This is a genomic window from Cellulomonas sp. S1-8 (genome assembly GCF_026184235.1).
Lineage (GTDB): Bacteria > Actinomycetota > Actinomycetes > Actinomycetales > Cellulomonadaceae > Cellulomonas.
Genome location: NZ_CP110806.1, coordinates 3,707,594 through 3,724,613, shown reverse-complemented (window position 1 = coordinate 3,724,613; position 17,020 = coordinate 3,707,594). Strand labels below are relative to the sequence as shown.

At 72.8% G+C, this 17,020-nt stretch carries 16 protein-coding genes; 7 read left to right on the top strand and 9 right to left on the bottom strand.

The genetic code is table 11. From position 1 onward, the window contains the following. Window positions 1-113: 113 nt before the first annotated feature. Together OKX07_RS16770 and OKX07_RS16765 are read right to left on the bottom strand one after the other, a co-directional pair. Window positions 114-1,541 carry a hypothetical protein gene (locus OKX07_RS16770; protein ID WP_265629127.1) on the bottom strand — a complete coding sequence of 476 codons (1,428 nt, stop codon included), beginning with the start codon at window positions 1,539-1,541 and terminating at the stop codon, window positions 114-116. Beyond that, complete coding sequence (locus OKX07_RS16765) at window positions 1,538-1,828, bottom strand: hypothetical protein (protein ID WP_265629126.1); 291 nt, start codon at window positions 1,826-1,828, stop codon at window positions 1,538-1,540. The genes OKX07_RS16770 and OKX07_RS16765 overlap by 4 nt, the downstream gene beginning before the upstream one ends. Window positions 1,829-2,066: 238 nt before the next feature. On the opposite strand from OKX07_RS16765, the gene OKX07_RS16760 reads away from it, so the two are divergent. From OKX07_RS16760 to OKX07_RS16740, 5 genes are all read left to right on the top strand, one after another. Then, window positions 2,067-2,561 (top strand): YbjN domain-containing protein, encoded by a 495-nt coding sequence (locus OKX07_RS16760; RefSeq protein ID WP_265629125.1) that lies wholly within the window; start codon window positions 2,067-2,069, stop codon window positions 2,559-2,561. A 2-nt stretch (window positions 2,562-2,563) separates the two neighbouring features. Next, window positions 2,564-4,432 carry an HSP90 family protein gene (locus OKX07_RS16755; RefSeq protein WP_322746798.1) on the top strand — a complete coding sequence of 623 codons (1,869 nt, stop codon included), beginning with the start codon at window positions 2,564-2,566 and terminating at the stop codon, window positions 4,430-4,432. Beyond that, a complete protein-coding gene (locus OKX07_RS16750; protein ID WP_265629123.1) occupies window positions 4,429-6,381 on the top strand; it encodes a hypothetical protein in 1,953 nt (650 codons plus the stop codon). Before OKX07_RS16755 ends, OKX07_RS16750 begins: the two co-directional genes overlap by 4 nt. A gap of 226 nt (window positions 6,382-6,607) precedes the next feature. Then, the gene (locus tag OKX07_RS16745; RefSeq protein WP_265629122.1) at window positions 6,608-8,710 is read left to right on the top strand and encodes an AHH domain-containing protein; all 2,103 of its coding nucleotides are present in this window, start codon (window positions 6,608-6,610) and stop codon (window positions 8,708-8,710) included. 172 nt (window positions 8,711-8,882) lie between these two features. Continuing rightward, entirely contained in the window at window positions 8,883-9,230 is a 348-nt protein-coding gene (locus OKX07_RS16740; protein WP_265629121.1) for a hypothetical protein, read from the top strand. A 17-nt stretch (window positions 9,231-9,247) separates the two neighbouring features. Here OKX07_RS16740 and OKX07_RS16735 read toward each other — a convergent pair whose 3' ends face one another. The 5 genes from OKX07_RS16735 to OKX07_RS16715 form a co-directional block, all read right to left on the bottom strand. Next, window positions 9,248-9,682: a hypothetical protein gene (locus OKX07_RS16735; protein ID WP_265629120.1), complete on the bottom strand. Its 435-nt coding sequence runs from the start codon at window positions 9,680-9,682 to the stop codon at window positions 9,248-9,250. Then, window positions 9,675-10,061, bottom strand: coding sequence for a helix-turn-helix transcriptional regulator (locus OKX07_RS16730; protein ID WP_265629119.1), 387 nt, complete (start codon window positions 10,059-10,061; stop codon window positions 9,675-9,677). The genes OKX07_RS16735 and OKX07_RS16730 overlap by 8 nt, the downstream gene beginning before the upstream one ends. Before the next feature lie 5 nt (window positions 10,062-10,066). After that, entirely contained in the window at window positions 10,067-10,642 is a 576-nt protein-coding gene (locus tag OKX07_RS16725) for a hypothetical protein (protein WP_265629118.1), read from the bottom strand. A gap of 74 nt (window positions 10,643-10,716) precedes the next feature. After that, window positions 10,717-11,100 (bottom strand): type II toxin-antitoxin system VapC family toxin, encoded by a 384-nt coding sequence (locus OKX07_RS16720; protein WP_265629117.1) that lies wholly within the window; start codon window positions 11,098-11,100, stop codon window positions 10,717-10,719. Window positions 11,101-11,105: 5 nt separating this feature from the next. After that, entirely contained in the window at window positions 11,106-11,357 is a 252-nt protein-coding gene (locus OKX07_RS16715) for a FitA-like ribbon-helix-helix domain-containing protein (protein ID WP_265629116.1), read from the bottom strand. A gap of 88 nt (window positions 11,358-11,445) precedes the next feature. On the opposite strand from OKX07_RS16715, the gene OKX07_RS16710 reads away from it, so the two are divergent. After that, window positions 11,446-12,486, top strand: coding sequence for an aldo/keto reductase (locus tag OKX07_RS16710; protein ID WP_265629115.1), 1,041 nt, complete (start codon window positions 11,446-11,448; stop codon window positions 12,484-12,486). 74 nt (window positions 12,487-12,560) lie between these two features. Here the strand turns inward: OKX07_RS16710 and OKX07_RS16705 are convergent, their stop codons facing one another. Next, window positions 12,561-14,576 carry an alpha-glucuronidase gene (locus tag OKX07_RS16705; RefSeq protein ID WP_265629114.1) on the bottom strand — a complete coding sequence of 672 codons (2,016 nt, stop codon included), beginning with the start codon at window positions 14,574-14,576 and terminating at the stop codon, window positions 12,561-12,563. After that, the gene (gene manD / locus OKX07_RS16700; protein WP_265629113.1) at window positions 14,573-15,808 is read right to left on the bottom strand and encodes a D-mannonate dehydratase ManD; all 1,236 of its coding nucleotides are present in this window, start codon (window positions 15,806-15,808) and stop codon (window positions 14,573-14,575) included. The genes OKX07_RS16705 and manD overlap by 4 nt, the downstream gene beginning before the upstream one ends. Before the next feature lie 145 nt (window positions 15,809-15,953). Here manD and OKX07_RS16695 point away from each other — a divergent pair, with 145 nt between their 5' ends. After that, entirely contained in the window at window positions 15,954-17,006 is a 1,053-nt protein-coding gene (locus OKX07_RS16695; protein ID WP_265629112.1) for a LacI family DNA-binding transcriptional regulator, read from the top strand. Window positions 17,007-17,020 lie beyond the last annotated feature (14 nt).

Sequence of the window (17,020 nt, the reverse complement as noted above, 5' to 3'; positions counted from 1 at the left end):
TGTCGAGAGCTCGTCAGCGACTGTTCCGATGGGTTCTCCTGGGCTCCACGACACCCAGTGCTCGTCATCGGGATAGCGCCACTCAGCGTCCACGATCTTCTTCGCCATCCGATTCATCCCCTTGGTGTAACGCTGTCGACGACGATCCCGACGTCGACGATCTGCAGCACGCCCCGCCCAGCGGCCCAGCCACGCAGGGCCGCGCCGGACTGTCCGAGGTCGCCACCGATGCCGGTGAGGAACCGCATGTCGCGGGCCGCGCCGGCATCGCCCAGCAGAGCCGTGACTCGCTCGATGCCGGCTGGGGTGTTGCGCAACGCATGAGCGCCCTCGCTGAACGCGTTGGTCAGCACGTCGACGGGGCGGGAAACGTGGCCGAGCGCTCCACTGCTCGCGGCGAGGCCGGGATCCTTCATGTAGCGGACCACTCCAGTGACGTCAGAGACGAGGTCCCGAGCGATCGCGCCGGGTCGCATGACAGACCAGAGAGCCGAGGAGGTCCACGTCTGGGTGCCTGCCGGGAGTGTGACGAAGCCTCGCCGCAACGACGCCTGCGCACCCTGCGCAGCAGCGCCACCCCGTGCACCGGCGCTCGCGGCCTGCCCTGAGACCGGCAACATCCGTACGCCCTGCTGCGCCCGCGCGCTGTTGGCCGCCAGCCGCAGCCCCTGACCCGCCAGCCGCCCGACGCCGAACGTCACGAGCCCGAGCGCCCCGACGGCGACCGCACCCCACCCGGCGTCGGTGGTCAGCGCGAGATAGACGTCCCGCGCGAGCTGCAGCGCGCCGGCGATCAGCGCGGCCGCGGCGAGGGCCTGGCCGAGGACCGGCACCCAGGCCAGCAGCAGCGCGGCGACACCGAGCACCGTGGCGATCTCGTCGATGTGGTCGAAGAACCAGTGCCCGACGTCGCCGAACCACGACCCGACCGCCGAGGCGGCGTCGACCAGCCCGCCCCACAGCGAGTCGGCCAGCCCGTCCTCGGCGATGACGCGTTCGATGAGGTCTCGTGCGGCCTGCGCGGCGACGTCCCGCGCGACGACCGCGCCGTCGAGCAGCTCGCGGGCGCGGGTGAGCGCGTGCTCTGCGTCGTCACGTGTCCCGCGTGCAGTCTCCGCGAGCCGGTCGTAGGCGGCCGACTGCGCCACGTCGACCGCGTCGGCGGCCTGCTGCGCCCACCGGCGCACGTCCTGGTCGGCGTGCTCGATCGCCTCTGCGGCGCGCCGGGCGGCGGTCAGCGCGTCCTGCGCGACCTGCTGGGCACGGTCCAGGCCGTCGGCGTAGTCGGCCAGCGCGGCACCGGTCGCGGCGTACCGGTCGTGCGCGGCGGTGACCCGTTCGGCGGCCTCTGCGGCGCGCGAGCGGACCTCGTCGACCGCCTGCGACCGGTCGGGCATCCCCTCCGCGACGGCACGCAGGTCGGCAGACGCCCGGGTGACGCGCGCGGCGACGTCCTCGTACTGCCGCGCGGCGGCGCGGACGGCGGTCGGGTCGCCGGGCACCGGGTCCGTCCACGCCAGCGGGTACCACGAGCCCGTCACGAGAACGCCTCACGCAGCCGGGCGGCGAGGTCGTCGTCGATGCCGTCGAACGTGTCCGCGACGTGCCGGCACGCCTCGCCCAGCTCGCCGACGACGCGCACCGTGGCCGCGCGCGCGTCGTCCCAGCCGCGCGCGAACCGGTCGACGGTGTCGCCCAGCCCGTCGTGGCCCAGCGCGGTCCGCAGGCCCGCCGTCGCGGCCACGCCGGACAGGTCGTGACCGATCGAGGCGAGCGTCGAGCCTGCACGCGCGAGGACCTCGGTGTCGACCCGCAGCTCTCCTGCCATGGCGCCCCCTGCGTCAAGATCGTCGACGACGAGCGTCGTCCGCCGCCGAGAGTAGGGGTGCGCCGTCCGGGCCGTCCCGGTCTGTCCACAGGGGTCGTACCGACGTTCCACGCGGAACTTTCCCCCGCTTGGTGGAACGGACATGTCGGACAGGGTGGTTAGGCTCTGCGGGCGGGTCGTCGACGGCGCCACCGGCGCACGGCGACCTGGCCGCGTACCGCACCCGACCGGGGAGATCATGAGCTTCTTCACGAAGGACACGTCCGTCCCGCCGCCGCCGGCGCTGGGCCCGCTGAGCCGCGACCGCATCACGGCCGCCCTCGACGGCCGCGACATGCGGTACGGCATCGACGACGACGGTGACGTCGGCGGGTACTGGGACGGGCACCTCTTCTACTTCTTCATCATGGGCGAGAGCGGCGAGCACCTGCAGGTGCGCGGCCGCTGGAACCGCAAGGTGGACGTCGCGGAGACGCCGGCCGTGCTGGCGATCGTCAACGAGTGGAACGCGACGCACCTGTGGCCCAAGGGGTACGTGCGCACGGAGGACGAGGTCGTCGGCGTGTACGCGGAGCACACGGTCGACTACGAGCACGGCGTGAGCGACGAGCAGATCGACCTGCAGCTCGCGTGCGGCATCTCCACCGGTCTGCAGCTCTTCGAGTTCCTCGACGACCAGTACCCGGCGGCGGCCGCGGCGGCGAAGGCGGAGATGGACCAGGCCGGAGAGTGAGCGTGGAGCCAGGCGCAGCGGGCCGGGCCTTCCAGGTCGACCTGCGCGGCGTCGTCGACCTGCTGGCACGGCACCTGTACTCGGGGCCGCGGGTCTACGTGCGCGAGCTGCTGCAGAACGGTGTCGACGCGATCACGGCACGGCGTGCCGTCGACCCGGACGCGCCCGCCGCCGTGCGGCTGCGCCCGGGTCCCGACGGCACCCTCGAGGTCACCGACACGGGCGTCGGGCTCACGCCGGCGCAGGCGGAGGAGCTGCTCGCCACGGTGGGTCGCTCGTCCAAGCGGGACCTGGACCTGGGGCTGGGGCGTGAGGAGTTCCTGGGGCAGTTCGGCATCGGGCTGCTGTCGGCGTTCATGGTCGCCGACGAGATCGAGCTGGTGTCGCGCTCCGCGACCGACCCCGACGCGCCGCCCGTGCGCTGGGTCGGGTATGCCGACGGGCGGTACGACCTCACGGTGCTCCCGGCCGACGCCGACGTCCCGGCGGGCAGCACCGTGCGGCTGCGTGCGCGCCGCGACATGGAGCACTGGCTGGCCGCCGAGACCGTGGTCGCGCTCGCGGAGGAGTTCGGCGCGCTGCTGCCGTTCGACGTCGCCGTCGAGGTCCCGTTGACGGGGACCGACGGCTACGCGTGGCGCCGGACCAGCGAGCCGGTCCTGCCGTGGCGTGCGACGTACGCGGACGAGGACGCGCGCACCGCCGCGCTCGCCGCCTACTGCGAGCGCACCCTGGGCTTCACGCCGCTGGCGCACATCGACCTCGCGGTGCCGCTCGCCGGGTTGTCCGGGGTCGCCTACGTCCTGCCGACCGCGGTGCCGCCCGGCGCGGGCTCGCGGCACCGGGTCTACCTCAAGCGCATGCTGCTGGGCGCCCACGTCGAGGACCTGCTGCCGGACTGGGCGTTCTTCGTCCGGTGCGTCGTCGACACCACGGTGCTGCGGCCGACCGCGTCGCGCGAGCAGCTCTACACTGACGACACGCTCCTCGCGGCGCAGGAGGCGCTGGCGGCGCAGGTGCGCGCGTGGGCGGTCGGCACCCTGACGTCGTCGTCGGCCGCGAGCCGGGAGGTCGTCACGACGCACCACCTGGCGCTGCGCTCCCTCGCGGTCGTCGACGACGAGGTGCTGGACCTCGTCGCGCAGGTCCTCCCGTTCGAGACGACCGACGGCGCGCAGACGCTCGTCGACGTGCGCGACGCGCACGGTGAGGTCCTGCACGCCACGCGCGTCGAGGACTTCCGCCGCGTCGCGTCCGTCGCGCGCGCCCAGGGCATGACGGTCGTCAACGCCGGCTACGTGTACGACGCGGACCTGCTCGAGCGTCTGGCGCGCAGACCCGGCTGGCGGGTGCGCGAGCTGCGCGCGCAGGACGTCGCCCAGGTGCTCGAGCCCCTGGAGCCGCACCGCGAGCTCGAGGTCCTCGACCAGGTGCAGGCGGCCCGTCGCGTGGTCCTGCCGCTGGACTGCGACCTCGTCGTGCGGCGCTTCGCGCCCGAGCAGGTGCCCGCCATGCTGCTCGAGGACCGGGACGCGCGGCACCGCGACGACGTCCTGCGGGCGGTGTCCGAGGCGGACGACCTGTGGGGCGGGGTCCTGGCGGGGTTCGCGGGCGAGGGTGACGCGCCGGGGCGCAGGCTCGTCCTGAACGACGACAACCCGACGGTACGACGCCTGCTGACGGCCGCGCCCGACGCCCCGGTCCTGGCCGCGGGCGTGCGCTCGCTGTACGTCACGGCCGTGCTGCTGGCGGGCGAGCCGCTGCGGGTGCGCGAGGCCGAGCTGATGAACGACGCCATGGGTGTGCTGCTCGACGCCGGACTCGCGTCCGACGTCCCGCGCGTGCCCGACGAGACCCAGGAGGACGTGTGACCCGCTCGCTCGACGAGGCGAACCGCGAGATCTCCCGCGTGCGTGCGCTGCCCTACGGGGCGGCGCGCACGCAGGCGGCGGAGCAGCAGGTGCGGCTCTCCGAGGCCGAGGGGCCTGACGGGGCGCGCGCGTTCGCGCTGCTCGTGCTGGTCGAGTCGCTCGTGTGGGGCGGTGAGGTCGACCGGGCGTACCTGCCGTTCACGCAGGCCGTGCGCTGGTACGAGCAGCACCCCGAGCACCTCGACGAGCAGGACGTGCAGGGCCTGTTCTGGTCGTTCAAGTGGATGGTCGGGCACCTGTCGGACTTCCCGAACGTCCCCGCGGAGCAGATCGACGCGACCGTCGAGGACATGGAGCGGCGCTACGCCGTCGCCGGCCTCGGACGTGACGCGGTCGCGTACGAGAAGTTCTCGTGGGCGCGGTCGCGCGGCGCGGCCGACGTGGACGCGCTCTACGAGGAGTGGGTCCGCACACCGCGTGACGACTACTCGCAGTGCGAGGCGTGCGACCCGGGCGACCGCGCCGGGTACCTCGCGGAGCGCGGCGACGTGCCGGAGGCGGTCCGTCTCATCGAGCAGACCCTCGACTCCGGGGAGACGTGCGCGACCGAGCCCGCCGACATGCTGTCGACGCTCGCGCTGCTGCACCTCGACGCGGGCCGTCCGCAGGACGCGGTCGCGGTGCACCGGCGCGCGGTCGCGGCCCTCGCGGGCTCGCAGTCGGACATGGCCGGTGCGCGCGGCCGGCGCTTCGTGCTCCTCGCGCGGGGCGGCCAGCCCACGCGCGCGCTGCGGGCCCTCGCGTCCGACGCGACTCTCCTGCTGCGCGCGGACACCCCGCACGACCGGTTCGGGTTCCTCGCCTTCGTCGTCGCGGGGACGGCGGCGCTGCTGCCGGAGCACGCGGGCACCCCCGTCGCGCTCGCCGACATCCCCGTCACCGACGTCGCCGGGCTGCACGCGTGGGCGGACGCCCAGGCCGCGGAGCTGGCGCGCGCGTTCGACGAGCGCAACGGGACCGACCGGTTCGCGCAGCACCTCGCGCGCGCCAGGACGACGCGCCCGGCAGACGTGCGCCTCGACCTGGAGGTGATCCCCGTCGCCGAGGGCGCCGCGAGCACGTCCGGAGCCCCGACGCACGTCGTCGCCCCTGCGGGCACGTCGGACGAGGACGCCCTCGAGGAGACCCTCGTGGCGCGTGCCGAGCGCCTGACGACGGCCGGTGACCTGGTCGCCGCGGCAGCCGCGTGGCTCGCGGTCGCGGGCGAGGCGGACGTCGAGGGCCGGCTCGCCGACGCGGGCCTCGCGCGGGCGGAGGCCGCCCGGTGCGCGCAGGAGGCCGGGGACGACGACGGCGCGGCCGCGACGTACCCGGACGCGGTCGCCCGGATGCGTGCCGGCGGGGTCGCCGCACCGGACGTCGTGCCCGTCGTCGTGGCGTGGGCGCCCGTGGCCGTCACCACCGGGACAGGTCAGGCGGTGCTCGACGCCATCGACGGGCTGCTCGACGAGCTCACCGACGCGTCCGCGCCGGGGGCGTCCGCCGACCCCGCCGCGCTCGCCGCCGGGGCCGACCTCGACGAGCGCCTGTCGTACGCGCGGCGCCGCGCCCGCGCCGACCTGCACGACACCGCGGCGCGCGTGCTCGCCTCGATGGGCGGCGACCGCGTCGCCGACGCCGCGCGCCGCGCGTCGAAGGCCGCCGAGGGCTACGCGGGTGTCGACGCCGTGAACGACGCCGCGCACGCGTTCTGGCTCGCGGGCCGCCTGCACGGCGGCCTGGGCCAGGTCGACGACGCGGTGTGGAACCTCGAGTCGGCGGTCGAGGGCTTCACGATGGCCCGGCAGCGCGAACCACGCGGCGAGGCGGCGTCGGCGCTGGTCGACGTGCTGCGCGCCGCGGGCCGCGACGAGCAGGCGGACGAGGTGCTGCGCTCGCTGACGCGGTGAGGTGGGGCCGACGAGCGAGCGCATGAGTGTCTGCGCCGCTCAGCAGCCGTCACGACGGCGACGAACGACCGGTGCGCGTCGGCGCAGTCGTCGATGACGGTGGAGCGGGTGCTCGTGCCGACGGTCGGCGTGTCGCGGCGCAGCGTCCGCCATGTCACCCGAACGCCGCACGTCAGCCTGGCTGCTGCGCCCTAGGTTCATGACCAGGTCCACACGAACGGGGCTCGTGAACGTGCGTACGCGACAGATGTCGATCGGTGTCGTCCTCCTGCTTGGCGTGTCCGGGGTGGTAGCCGCACCACCAGCCGCTGCTCTTCTCGCCGTGCCGGTCCCCGTCACCGCGATGGTCGCCGGCACCTCGACTGGTTGCCCTCCGATGTCGTCGCTGTGCAACCCCACCGGGCTCGCCGTCCTGAGTGCTCTCGACGCAGGCGCGGGCCTGGGCAGTGCGACTGTCGCGACTGCCGGTTCGAGCGCTGGCGTCACCGGCGTCACCACCGCGACGCAGCTGGGCCTGAACACCGCCGCTGGCGTGACTGCGGTGGGGTACGCCGCCACCGAGCTGGTCATCGGAGACGGCACCGAGGCATCGCCGGGCGCAGGGGGCTTGCCCGTGCCACCTGCCCCGGGATTCGCCCCGACGGAGACGTACGAGCGCGTTCGGCGGGCGAATGTCTACCCCGAGTCCAGCGCGTTCATCACATGGTCGAACCCGTCACTACCCGATTACGGGGCCCCGACCGGCACCTTCGCTTTCGATTACAGCGTCGTCTGGACGGGGAAGTGGACAGCATGGAATGAGCTTCCGTCGATTGGGATGATCGTCCGCTGCAAGAACGGCACCGCGGCGCTAGGAACACAACCGCTGGCATATCGAGGCCTCAAGCCTGGGTCTGACAGCTCCGGGACTCTCAGTTATACCTTCAAACCTGGCGCCACCGCATGCCAAGGCACCTCCAAAGGTGGGTTCAGTCACGTTGATTTCGTCGCGGCGTACGACAACCAAGTTCTGGGACACTACTACCCGCCGGGGCACCCCCTGCGCGACGACGCGGAACCTGGCGAGGGCACGCTGGAGCGCAGCATCACCTGTGTCGACGCCGACGGGCGGGTCACGAGTCTCACGCAACGCTGGGACGGAGATGTCACTTCCGGGGGCCGGTACCACCTGGACGCGCTGACCTGCCCGCCCGGCTCGGTCGTCTCCTTCTTCGGCTCCGACTGGATCCCCCGAAGCTCCCACGCGCCGCGCGTCACGGTAGTGCCCGAAACCCAGACCCCGGCGTGGGTTCGCGGCCTCCCCTCCGCCTACCCCGAGTGCCTCGCGCCAGGTGCCGATTGCCGGTTGCACCTGTACCGGACCGACACCACGCCGCCGTCCAGCTGCGGGCTCGGCGCTGTGGACTGCGGGGACTGGTACGTCGACCCGGACCGGGCACTCACGTACGGCTGCGGATTTGGGCCCTACCAGGTCGACCTGTCGTTCTGCTCGATCTTCCGCGACCCCGGCCAACTGCTACCGAACGGGTCGATCGGTCCCGACGGCACCATCACGGTCGCGTCCTGGCCGGCCCTCGACCTCGAGTCAGCACCCGTCGCTACCCTGCGCGCTCGCCTGGTCGACCGGTACGGCCTCGAGCAGGGCTGCGCCGTCCTCGGCGAGAAGCTGCGCCCCCAGGCGCCCGATCTGTGGATCCCCGACGTCGTCATCGTCTGCCGCGCCCACGGCGTCCAGGACGCGCTGCGTGTCGCCGCCCGTACCAGCGGGAGCCCGGGCAGCGCCGGTGTCTTCGCTGCGCTGCTCGACGCCCCGTACGGACCCGAACCGCCGGTGCTCGATCCGGACTGCATGTACTCCGAGCGCGACGAGCCGGGATGCATCGACGAGGGCGCGCCCAGCGAGGAACCCACGGCCGCGCCGGAGCCTGAACCCGACCCTGCCGGCGCAGGGATCAAGCCGCCGCCCAGCTGCATCGAAGACCCATGGGTCCGCGGCAAGCTCGTCGAGTCGATGCCCGACCAGGACCACCACATGGCGACGAAGTACGGTGCCTGGCGACAGCGATTTCAGGAGATCGCGGACGCTTATGGTCTCAGCATCGACGACGCAGCCAAGGCGTGGAACCTGGTTCAGATCCCACACCGCGGCCCTCACCCAGTCGGTTACCACCAGTGGGTGCTCAACAATCTGATCAAGGCAGACAAAGTGGCTGACGGCGACGTCGTCGAGTTCAAGCGACTCTTCACGGCCTGGGTCGTCGATGTCGTCAAAGCCGATCCCAGCATCGTGCGCCACTCTTACTGGAACTGTGACAAGTATGGCAACTGACTTCCACGTGCTCAGCCCGTCACAGGCGGTCCGGCTCGCCGAGCGAGTGGCGCCCAGCGACAGACGATTCAGGCGGCGCTTGACGGACGAGGGCTACCTTGCGGATGTCCCCGAGCTGATCTGGCGGTGGCCGCTTGAGGGTCCCGCAGAGGACTGGGTGGGAACGGCGGACATGACTCGGCTGGTCTCGCCCAGCGTGCGGACCATCCTGGAGGACTGCCTCGGTGAGCGCGACGCGATCCAGTGGCTCCCAGCCACCCTCACCATGCCGGCCGGTGAACATCTCCCGTACTGGGTGATGCACTTCCCGGTCTTCTACGACCTCTTGCACAGCAGCACGAACTGGGGTCCCAGCGGTCTGCCGATCCGCTGGGTCCTGGACCGCGCCAAGCTCGACGGGCACCGCGTCTTCATCGTGCCCGAGCTGAACGACATCACGATCGTCACCGACGACGTCCTGGCCGCACTGAACGACGCAGGCCTGACCGGCATCGGCTCCGAACGGGCCCGTATCGCGTGACCGGACCGGCTCACGGGTCAGTCGGGGAGCGGGAAGGCCACCGCGCCGCGAGGGAGCAGCGGCATCAGCAGGGTCGAGCCGAACACCCGCTGGGTCAGGTCCGCGATGCCGTGCCGCAGGAACGGCAGCATCGTCGCGATGCCGCTGTCGTTGGCGAACTCCACGACGAGCCGCTGCGGCAGGGGGAGCGCCGCGTCGGTGACCACGTACTGCGCGAGCGTCGCGACCCGCAGCTCGCCGATGCCGACATCCACCTCGACCGACAGCAGCAGGCGGAACCGGCGGTCGTCCTCGTCGTTCTGCTGCGCCTGGAGCGTGAACTGCGGTTCTCCCGCGCCGGTGGCGTCGGGCGGGGCGTCGAGCCGGCGCAGGGCGTGCAGCTCGACGAAGGACAGGTCCTCGAGAGCGGCGGACGCCGTGAGCGCGGCCAGCGCGTCGGACTGCTCAGGCACCGGTCGTCGCCAGGACGGTCGTGCGGGTGCTCCACGAGGGGACGCTCAGCGGCCTCGCGGCGGGAGCGGGGGTGAGCGTCGCCGCCGTCACGACGGCGACGAACGACCGGTGCGCGTCCGCGCAGTCGTCGATGACGGTGGAGCGGGTACGCGCGCCGACGGCCAGCGCGTAGCGGCGCAGCGTCGCGAGCGTGGGGTTGGCGTCGTAGCGCTCGAAGCCGGCGACGGTCGGCTGGCTGACGCCCATGCGCTCGGCGACGAGGGCCTGGGAGAGCCCGTGCTCCTTGCGCAGCGCGACGAGCCGCGTGCGCAGCGCCGCGTGGTCCTCGATGAGCGCGTCGGCACGACGGGTGATCGTGTCGAGGTCCTCGTCTGCCATAGGTTCTATCCTATGCTGCCGTCGAGGTCCCGCTGCAACGGCTGCACGGGTGAGCGGGTGAGCCAGACGGGCAGCGCCGTCGCGTAGACGGACGTCGCGCGGACGATCTCGGCGTCCTGCGCCGCGCGCGTCGCGCGTGCGTCGCCGGGCACGACCACCTTCTCGTGCGCGTGCAGCCCCAGGGCGACCACGCCGAGCGCCCCGGGCTCGGCGTGCAGCAGCCGCACCTGGGCGTCCCGGTGCCGCAGCCGCCCGTCCGGCCGCTCCTCGGTGACCCGGACGTGCTGCCAGCGGACCTCGAACATCTCGGCCGCCAGCGGGTGCTCGATGCTCTTGACGTGGTCGAGCGGCGTGAGCGCGCCGCGGCTCGCCTCGACGAGCCGGTGCCGGAACTCCCGGCGCGCCATCGTCGCGTTGTACGGGTTCCAGCGGCGGCCGGCCGGGGCGGTGACGACGTCCATGAGGACCTCGGTGATCGCGTCGACGTGCTCCGACAGCAGGTGCCGGTCCGGGATCGCGTGCCAGAAGACGTCGACCGGCAACCCACCGCTGCTGCTGGACGAGCGCCCGGGCGTCGGCATGCCGGGACGATACCGGGTGCACGGGACAGGGCCGTGCCGTCGCGGGTCGCCGCGATGCGCCCGTGCCGTGCACGTCATTGCACGAGCAGCACGCTCACACCGGGGACGTGCGCACCGACGAGGCGGCGGTCGGCGGTGAGCAGCGGCGCGTCGAGCGCAGCAGCGAGCGCGACGTACTGTGCGTCGGCGACGCGCACCCGTCCGCGCAGCGCCCACACGTGCGGCATGAGTCGGGTCGTGTCCAGGCGATCGCACGGGAACCCGGTCCAGGCGGCGAGTGCGTCGTCCGCCGCCTCCGACGTGAGGTGCCCGCCGCGCTCCAGCCGGGCGAGCGCCGACATCACCTCGGTGTCGATGAGCGAGGGGGCTACGGGCGTCGTTCCGGACAGTCGTCGACGGGCAGAGGCCGCGAGCGTGCCCCCTGTGACGACGTGGACAGCAACGCTCGCGTCGAGCACGACTCTCACGGTCTCGTGACGGCGACGTCCGGCGCGTACTCGGCTCGCACGGCGTCGAGCGCCACGACCACGTCGATCTGCGGCCCGGACGCGGGGAGCGGGTGGGCGGTGAGCCACTCGTCGACGGTAGGACGGTCGAGGTCTCGCTCCAGCAAGCGGGTGACGTAGTCCGACATGGTGGTCCCCGACCGACGCGCGCGGTCCGCCAACCGCGCATGGAGGTCGTCAGGAAGGTGCTTGACCTGCAGAGTCGCCATGGGCATGACGGTAGCATGAACCAAGCATGCCGGACGCCTGGCGACGCCGGACATAGCCTGGACGACACCCGACGACGAGGAGCACCTCATGCCCGCGCTCGACCCGTACCGCGCCGCCGACGACCGGTACGCCACGATGACCTACCGCCGCACGGGACGCTCGGGCCTCGACCTGCCGGCGCTGTCGCTGGGGCTGTGGCACAACTTCGGTGACCTCACACCGTTCGCGACGCAGCGCGACGTGCTGCGTCGGGCGCTGGACCTGGGCATCACGCACCTGGACCTGGCCAACAACTACGGCCCGCAGCCGGGCGCGGCGGAGGAGAACTTCGGTCGGCACCTGGCGGCGGACCTGCGCCCGTACCGCGACGAGCTCGTCATCTCCACCAAGGCGGGCTACGACATGTGGTCGGGCCCGTACCAGGACGGCGGGTCGCGCAAGTACCTGCTGGCGTCGCTCGACGCGTCGTTGCGCCGCATGGGCCTGGAGTACGTCGACGTCTTCTACCACCACCGCCCGGACCCCTCGACGCCGATCGAGGAGACCATGGGTGCGCTCGCGCAGGCCGTGCGCAGCGGCAAGGCGCTGTACGTCGGCGTCTCCAACTACTCGCCGTCGCAGACCCGTGAGGCGCACGCGGTGCTCGCCGAGATGGGCGTGCGGCTGCTCATCCACCAGCCCAGCTACTCGATGTTCAACCGGCACGTCGAGAAGGCGGGGGAGGGGCAGCGCGAGTCGCTGCTGGACGCCGTGGGCGACCTGGGCGTCGGGACCATCGTGTTCTCGCCGCTCGCGCAGGGCCTGCTGACGGACCGCTACCTGGGCGGGGACGCGCCGGCCGGGTCGCGGATCGCCGGTGCCAGCCCGTTCCTGTCGGAGCGCGCGCTCTCGGAGACCTACCTGACGCGGGCGCGGGCGCTGAACGACATCGCGTCGAGCCGCGGGCAGACCCTCGCCCAGCTCGCGCTGACGTGGGTGCTGCGCGACGAGCGCGTCACGTCCGCGCTGGTCGGCGCGAGCTCGGTGGCCCAGCTCGAGGCCAACGTGGCGGCGCTGACGGCACCCCCGCTCACGGGCGACGAGCTGACGGCGATCGACGAGCACGCCATCGACGGCACGGGCCGCTGAACCGCCGCCCTGCGAAAGCGTGAAGGGTTGTTGCCGGGATCCGGCAACAACCCTTCACACTCTCGGCGCCCGGATCAGTAGATCGGGCGGCCCGTCGCGTCGGGGACGCCGGACTTGCGGGAGAAGTACGAGCGGAGCTGGTCGCGCCACTCGGTGGCCGAGCGGACCTGCTCGGTCAGCCGCTCGGCGACGCGCGCGTGCAGCCGCTCGTCGACCAGTCCGTGCAGCGCCGCCCACTCCTCCACCCACGACGTCACGACGTCCACCGCGTCCGCGCGCGTGTCGTAGATGTGCTGGATGACGGTCTTCCCGCTGTGCAGGACGTGCCCGTACGGCACGTGGTGGAAGAACAGCAGCAGCTCGTCCGGGCAGGTGGCGAGGTCCTCGTACGTCTCGCGCCACGGTGACGGGTACTGGCCCGCGAAGCCCGTGCCCGTCGCGACCGTCCGGTCGACGCCGATGCCGTCGCGGTCGGCGAAGTGGTACGTGCCCCACTTGGAGTACTCGTACCCGTCGACGTTGGGGCCGTAGTGCCCACGCAGCGGGTCGACCATGAAGCCGACGCCGAGCGGTGCGGTGTACGCCTCGTACGTCAGCCACGACTCGTCCATGAGCGTGTGCAGGGTCGAGCGCACGCGCGGGTCGGCATCGGGGAACGTCAGGCCGATCCACTCGTCGAGCAGGTCGACGGGGTCCGCCTCGGGGGACCACGCGAGCCGCCCGTACGCGTAGAGGTTCGCCTGCGCGAGCGGGTGCCCCGTCCAGAACTCGTCGTCGCCGACGTTCGACACGGCCGTGATGCCACCGGCCGGTCCGCTCGGCAGCCCCGCGACGATCGACGCGACGGCCCGCGTGGCGTCGTCCGCCAGCGGGAACGTGAGGACCTGCGACCACAGCGGCCCCAGGTAGCACACGTGCTTCTGGTGCCCGGTGTACTCCTGCGTGACCTGCAGCTCGACCGCCAGACGGGTGCGCGGCATCGCGGCCAGGACGGGCGAGATCGGCTCGCGCGTCTGGAAGTCGACGGGACCGTACTTGACCTGCAGAACCACGTTGTCGTCGAACCGGCCGTCGAGCGGCGCGAAGTGGTCGTAGGCCGCGCGGGCCCGGTCGGTGCGTCGGTCGCGCCAGTCCTGCTCGTGGTTGTAGACGAACGCACGCCAGAACACGGTGCCGCCGTGCGGGCGCAGCGCCCTGGCCAGCAGGTTCGCCCCGTCGGCATGGTCGCGCCCGTAGGCGAACGGCCCCGGCTGCCCCTCGGAGTCCGCCTTGACGACGAACCCCCCGAAGTCCGGGATCGTCGCGTAGACGCGGTCGGCCGCCGCCGCCCACCACGCCTGCACCTGCGGGTCGGCGGGGTCGGACGTCGACAGGCCGCCCAGCGTCACGGGCGACGCGAACGACACCGACAGGTACGTGCGGACCCCGTGCGGACGGAACACGTCGGCGACGCGTGCCACGTCCGGCAACCCGTCGGTCAGCAGCCGCGCCTCGGCCCGGTGCACGTTGACGTTGTTGATCGCCACCGCGTTCACGCCGATCGACCCGAGCAGCCGCGCGTACGCCGCGACGCGGGACAGGTCGTCGCGCACACGTCCGTCGGCGTAGAAGATCGAGCCACCGGCGTAGCCGCGCTCGACCTGGCCCATGACGGGGTGGACGTCGATGTTGTCCCAGTGGTCGAGCATGCGGACCGGGGAGCCGGGCCGCGAGACGACAGGCGGATGATCCGCCCCGAAGGCCGACTCGCCCGTGCGGACCACGTCGTGCAGGCCGTGCAGCAGACCGGTGGCGTCGCCGGCGACGACGACGGTGACACCACCGGTCCGCAGTCGGGTGGACCCGGCTTCCGGGCCGTCGGGGGCGACGCGCAGGACGAGGTCGTGACCGTCCGCCGTCGAGGCGACGTCGGCAACCGTCAGCGACCCGCCGTGCGCCGTGGTCGCGCGGCGGACCTCGTCGACGACGGTCGCGCCGACGGGTCCCGCGTCGGGTCCGAGCGCGACGAGCACGCGTCGGGAGCCGAGCGGCGCGAAGGCGGCGTCGGGGAGCCACGCGGGATGAACGGAGGGAGAGGTCGTGTCGTTCACCAGTCGTGCACCGTGCCGTCCTTGAGTCGGTTGAACGGCAGGTACGCCGCCTGGTAGGGGTGCCGGGAGGCCGCGTCGTCGTCGTACGTGACGCCCAGGCCCGGCTCGTTCCCCGGGTGCAGGTAGCCGTCGGTGAACGTGAACGACGTCCGGAAGACCTCGTGCGACGTCGCGGAGTGCTGCATGTACTCCTGGATGCCGAAGTTGTGGATCGCGAGGTCCAGGTGCAGCGCGGCCGCCATGCCGACGGGTGAGATGTCGGTGGGCCCGTGGATGCCGGACTTGATCTGGTACTGCGCGGCGTAGTCGAGGATGCGGCGCAGCGCGGTGATGCCGCCGGTGTGCGTGACGGCCGAGCGCACGTAGTCGATGAGCTGCTCGCGGATGAGGGTCTGGTAGTCCCAGACGGTGTTGAACACCTCACCGATCGCCAGCGGCGTCACGGTGTGCTGCCGCACCAGCCGCAGCGCGTCCTGGTTCTCGGCGGGGGTGCAGTCCTCGAGCCAGAACAGGTCGTACGGCTCGAGGTCCCTGCCGAGGCGCGCGGCCTGGATGGGCGTCATGCGGTGGTGGCCGTCGTGCAGCAGCGGCAGCTCGGGGCCGAACTCGTTGCGCACGGCCTCGAAGACCTGCGGGATGTGCCGCAGGTAGGCGCGGGTGTCCCAGTCCTCCTCGGCCGGCAGGGGCGCGCGCTGGGCGGGCTCGTAGTCGTAGCGTCCCGACGACGACGGCTGCGCGGCGACCCCGTACACCGCATCGATGCCGGGGACGGCGGTCTGGATCCGGATCGAGCGGAAGCCCAGGTCGAGGTGCTCGCGGACGGAGTCGAACAGCTCGGGCAGGTCACGGCCGGACGCGTGCCCGTACGCCATGATCCCGGAGCGCGACGCCCCGCCGAGCAGCTGGTACAGCGGCAGGCCCGCGACCTTCGCCTTGATGTCCCACAGCGCCACGTCGACGGCGGCGATGGCGGCCATCGTCACCGGGCCGCGCCGCCAGTACGCGCTGCGGTACAGGAACTGCCACGTGTCCTCGATCGTGTGTGCGTCCCTGCCGATGAGCAGGGGGACGACGTGGTCCGTGAGGTAGCTGGCGACCGACAGCTCGCGTCCGTTGAGGGTGGCGTCCCCGAGGCCCTCGACGCCGTCCTCGGTGACGACGCGTAACGTCACGAAATTGCGGCCGGGACTGGAGACCAGAACCTCGGCCGTGCGGATGGTGGTGCCGGGCATCGTGACATGCTCCTTCCGCCGTTCGCGTCGTCGCGAAGGCACTAGTGAGACTAGGCACGGACACGGTAGGCTGGCAATCGTTTGCCAGCAAGATTGGGGTTCTGCGCACCGTCGCGCAGGACCGGACGACCGACCAGGAGGGTGCATGGCCGTCAGGCGGCAGCCCACGTTGCGCGACGTCGCCGCGGCGGCAGGGGTCGCGGTGTCGACCGCCTCGCGCGCCCTCACCCGGCCCGGTCGCGTCAACTCCGACACCGCCGACCGCGTCGTCGCCGCGGCGCAGGAGCTCGGCTACATCCCCAGCGCGTCGGCGCGCGCGCTGCTGTCCGGGCGCACCGCGACCGTCGCGCTCGTCCTGCCCGACGTCACCAACCCGTTCTTCTTCGGCCTCGTGCGCGGCACCAGCGCGCGGCTGCGGGAGTCCGGGTACGTGCAGGTGCTCGCGGACACCGAGGAGTCCGCCGAGGTCGAGCTCGACACGCTGCGCAAGCTGCGCGGCCAGGTCGACGGCGCCGTCCTCGCGGCCTCGCGGCTGTCCGACGAGCAGATCGCGGCCGCGGCCGCCGACCTCGCGCTCGTCGTCGTCAACCGCACGATCCCCGGCACGCCCGGCGTGCTGCTCGACACCGCCGGCGGCATGGTCCAGGCGCTCGAGCACCTCGCCGGCCTGGGGCACACGCGCATCGTCTACGCGTCGGGGCCCGCCACGTCGTGGTCCGACCGGCGCCGGCGCGAGGCGCTGGTGCCCGCGGCCTCCCGGCTCGGCGTCGAGCTCGTCGTGCTCGGGCCGTACGCGCCCGTCCGCACGTCCGGCGCGCAGGCCGCCGACGCAGCCCTGGCGGCGGACGCGACCGCGGTCATCACGTTCAACGACCTGCTCGCGTTCGGGGTCCTCGAACGCCTCGACGCGCGGGGCGTCCCCGTGCCCGAGCGCATGAGCGTCATCGGCTGCGACGACATCTTCGGCGCCGACCTCGTCCGCCCCGCGCTGACGACCGTCGAGTCACCCGTCGAGCGCGCCGGTCGCATGGCCGCCGACCTGCTCCTCGCCCGCCTCGAGGGAGACCGCCCGGACGACGAGGACGGCCTCGCCCGCGACCTGGACGACGACCCCGTGGTCGACCCCCGCGACGCGGCCGACCCCGTGCTGCTGCCGACGCACCTGGTGGTCAGGTCGTCGACGGGGCCGGTGGGCTGAGGGGGCATCCCACC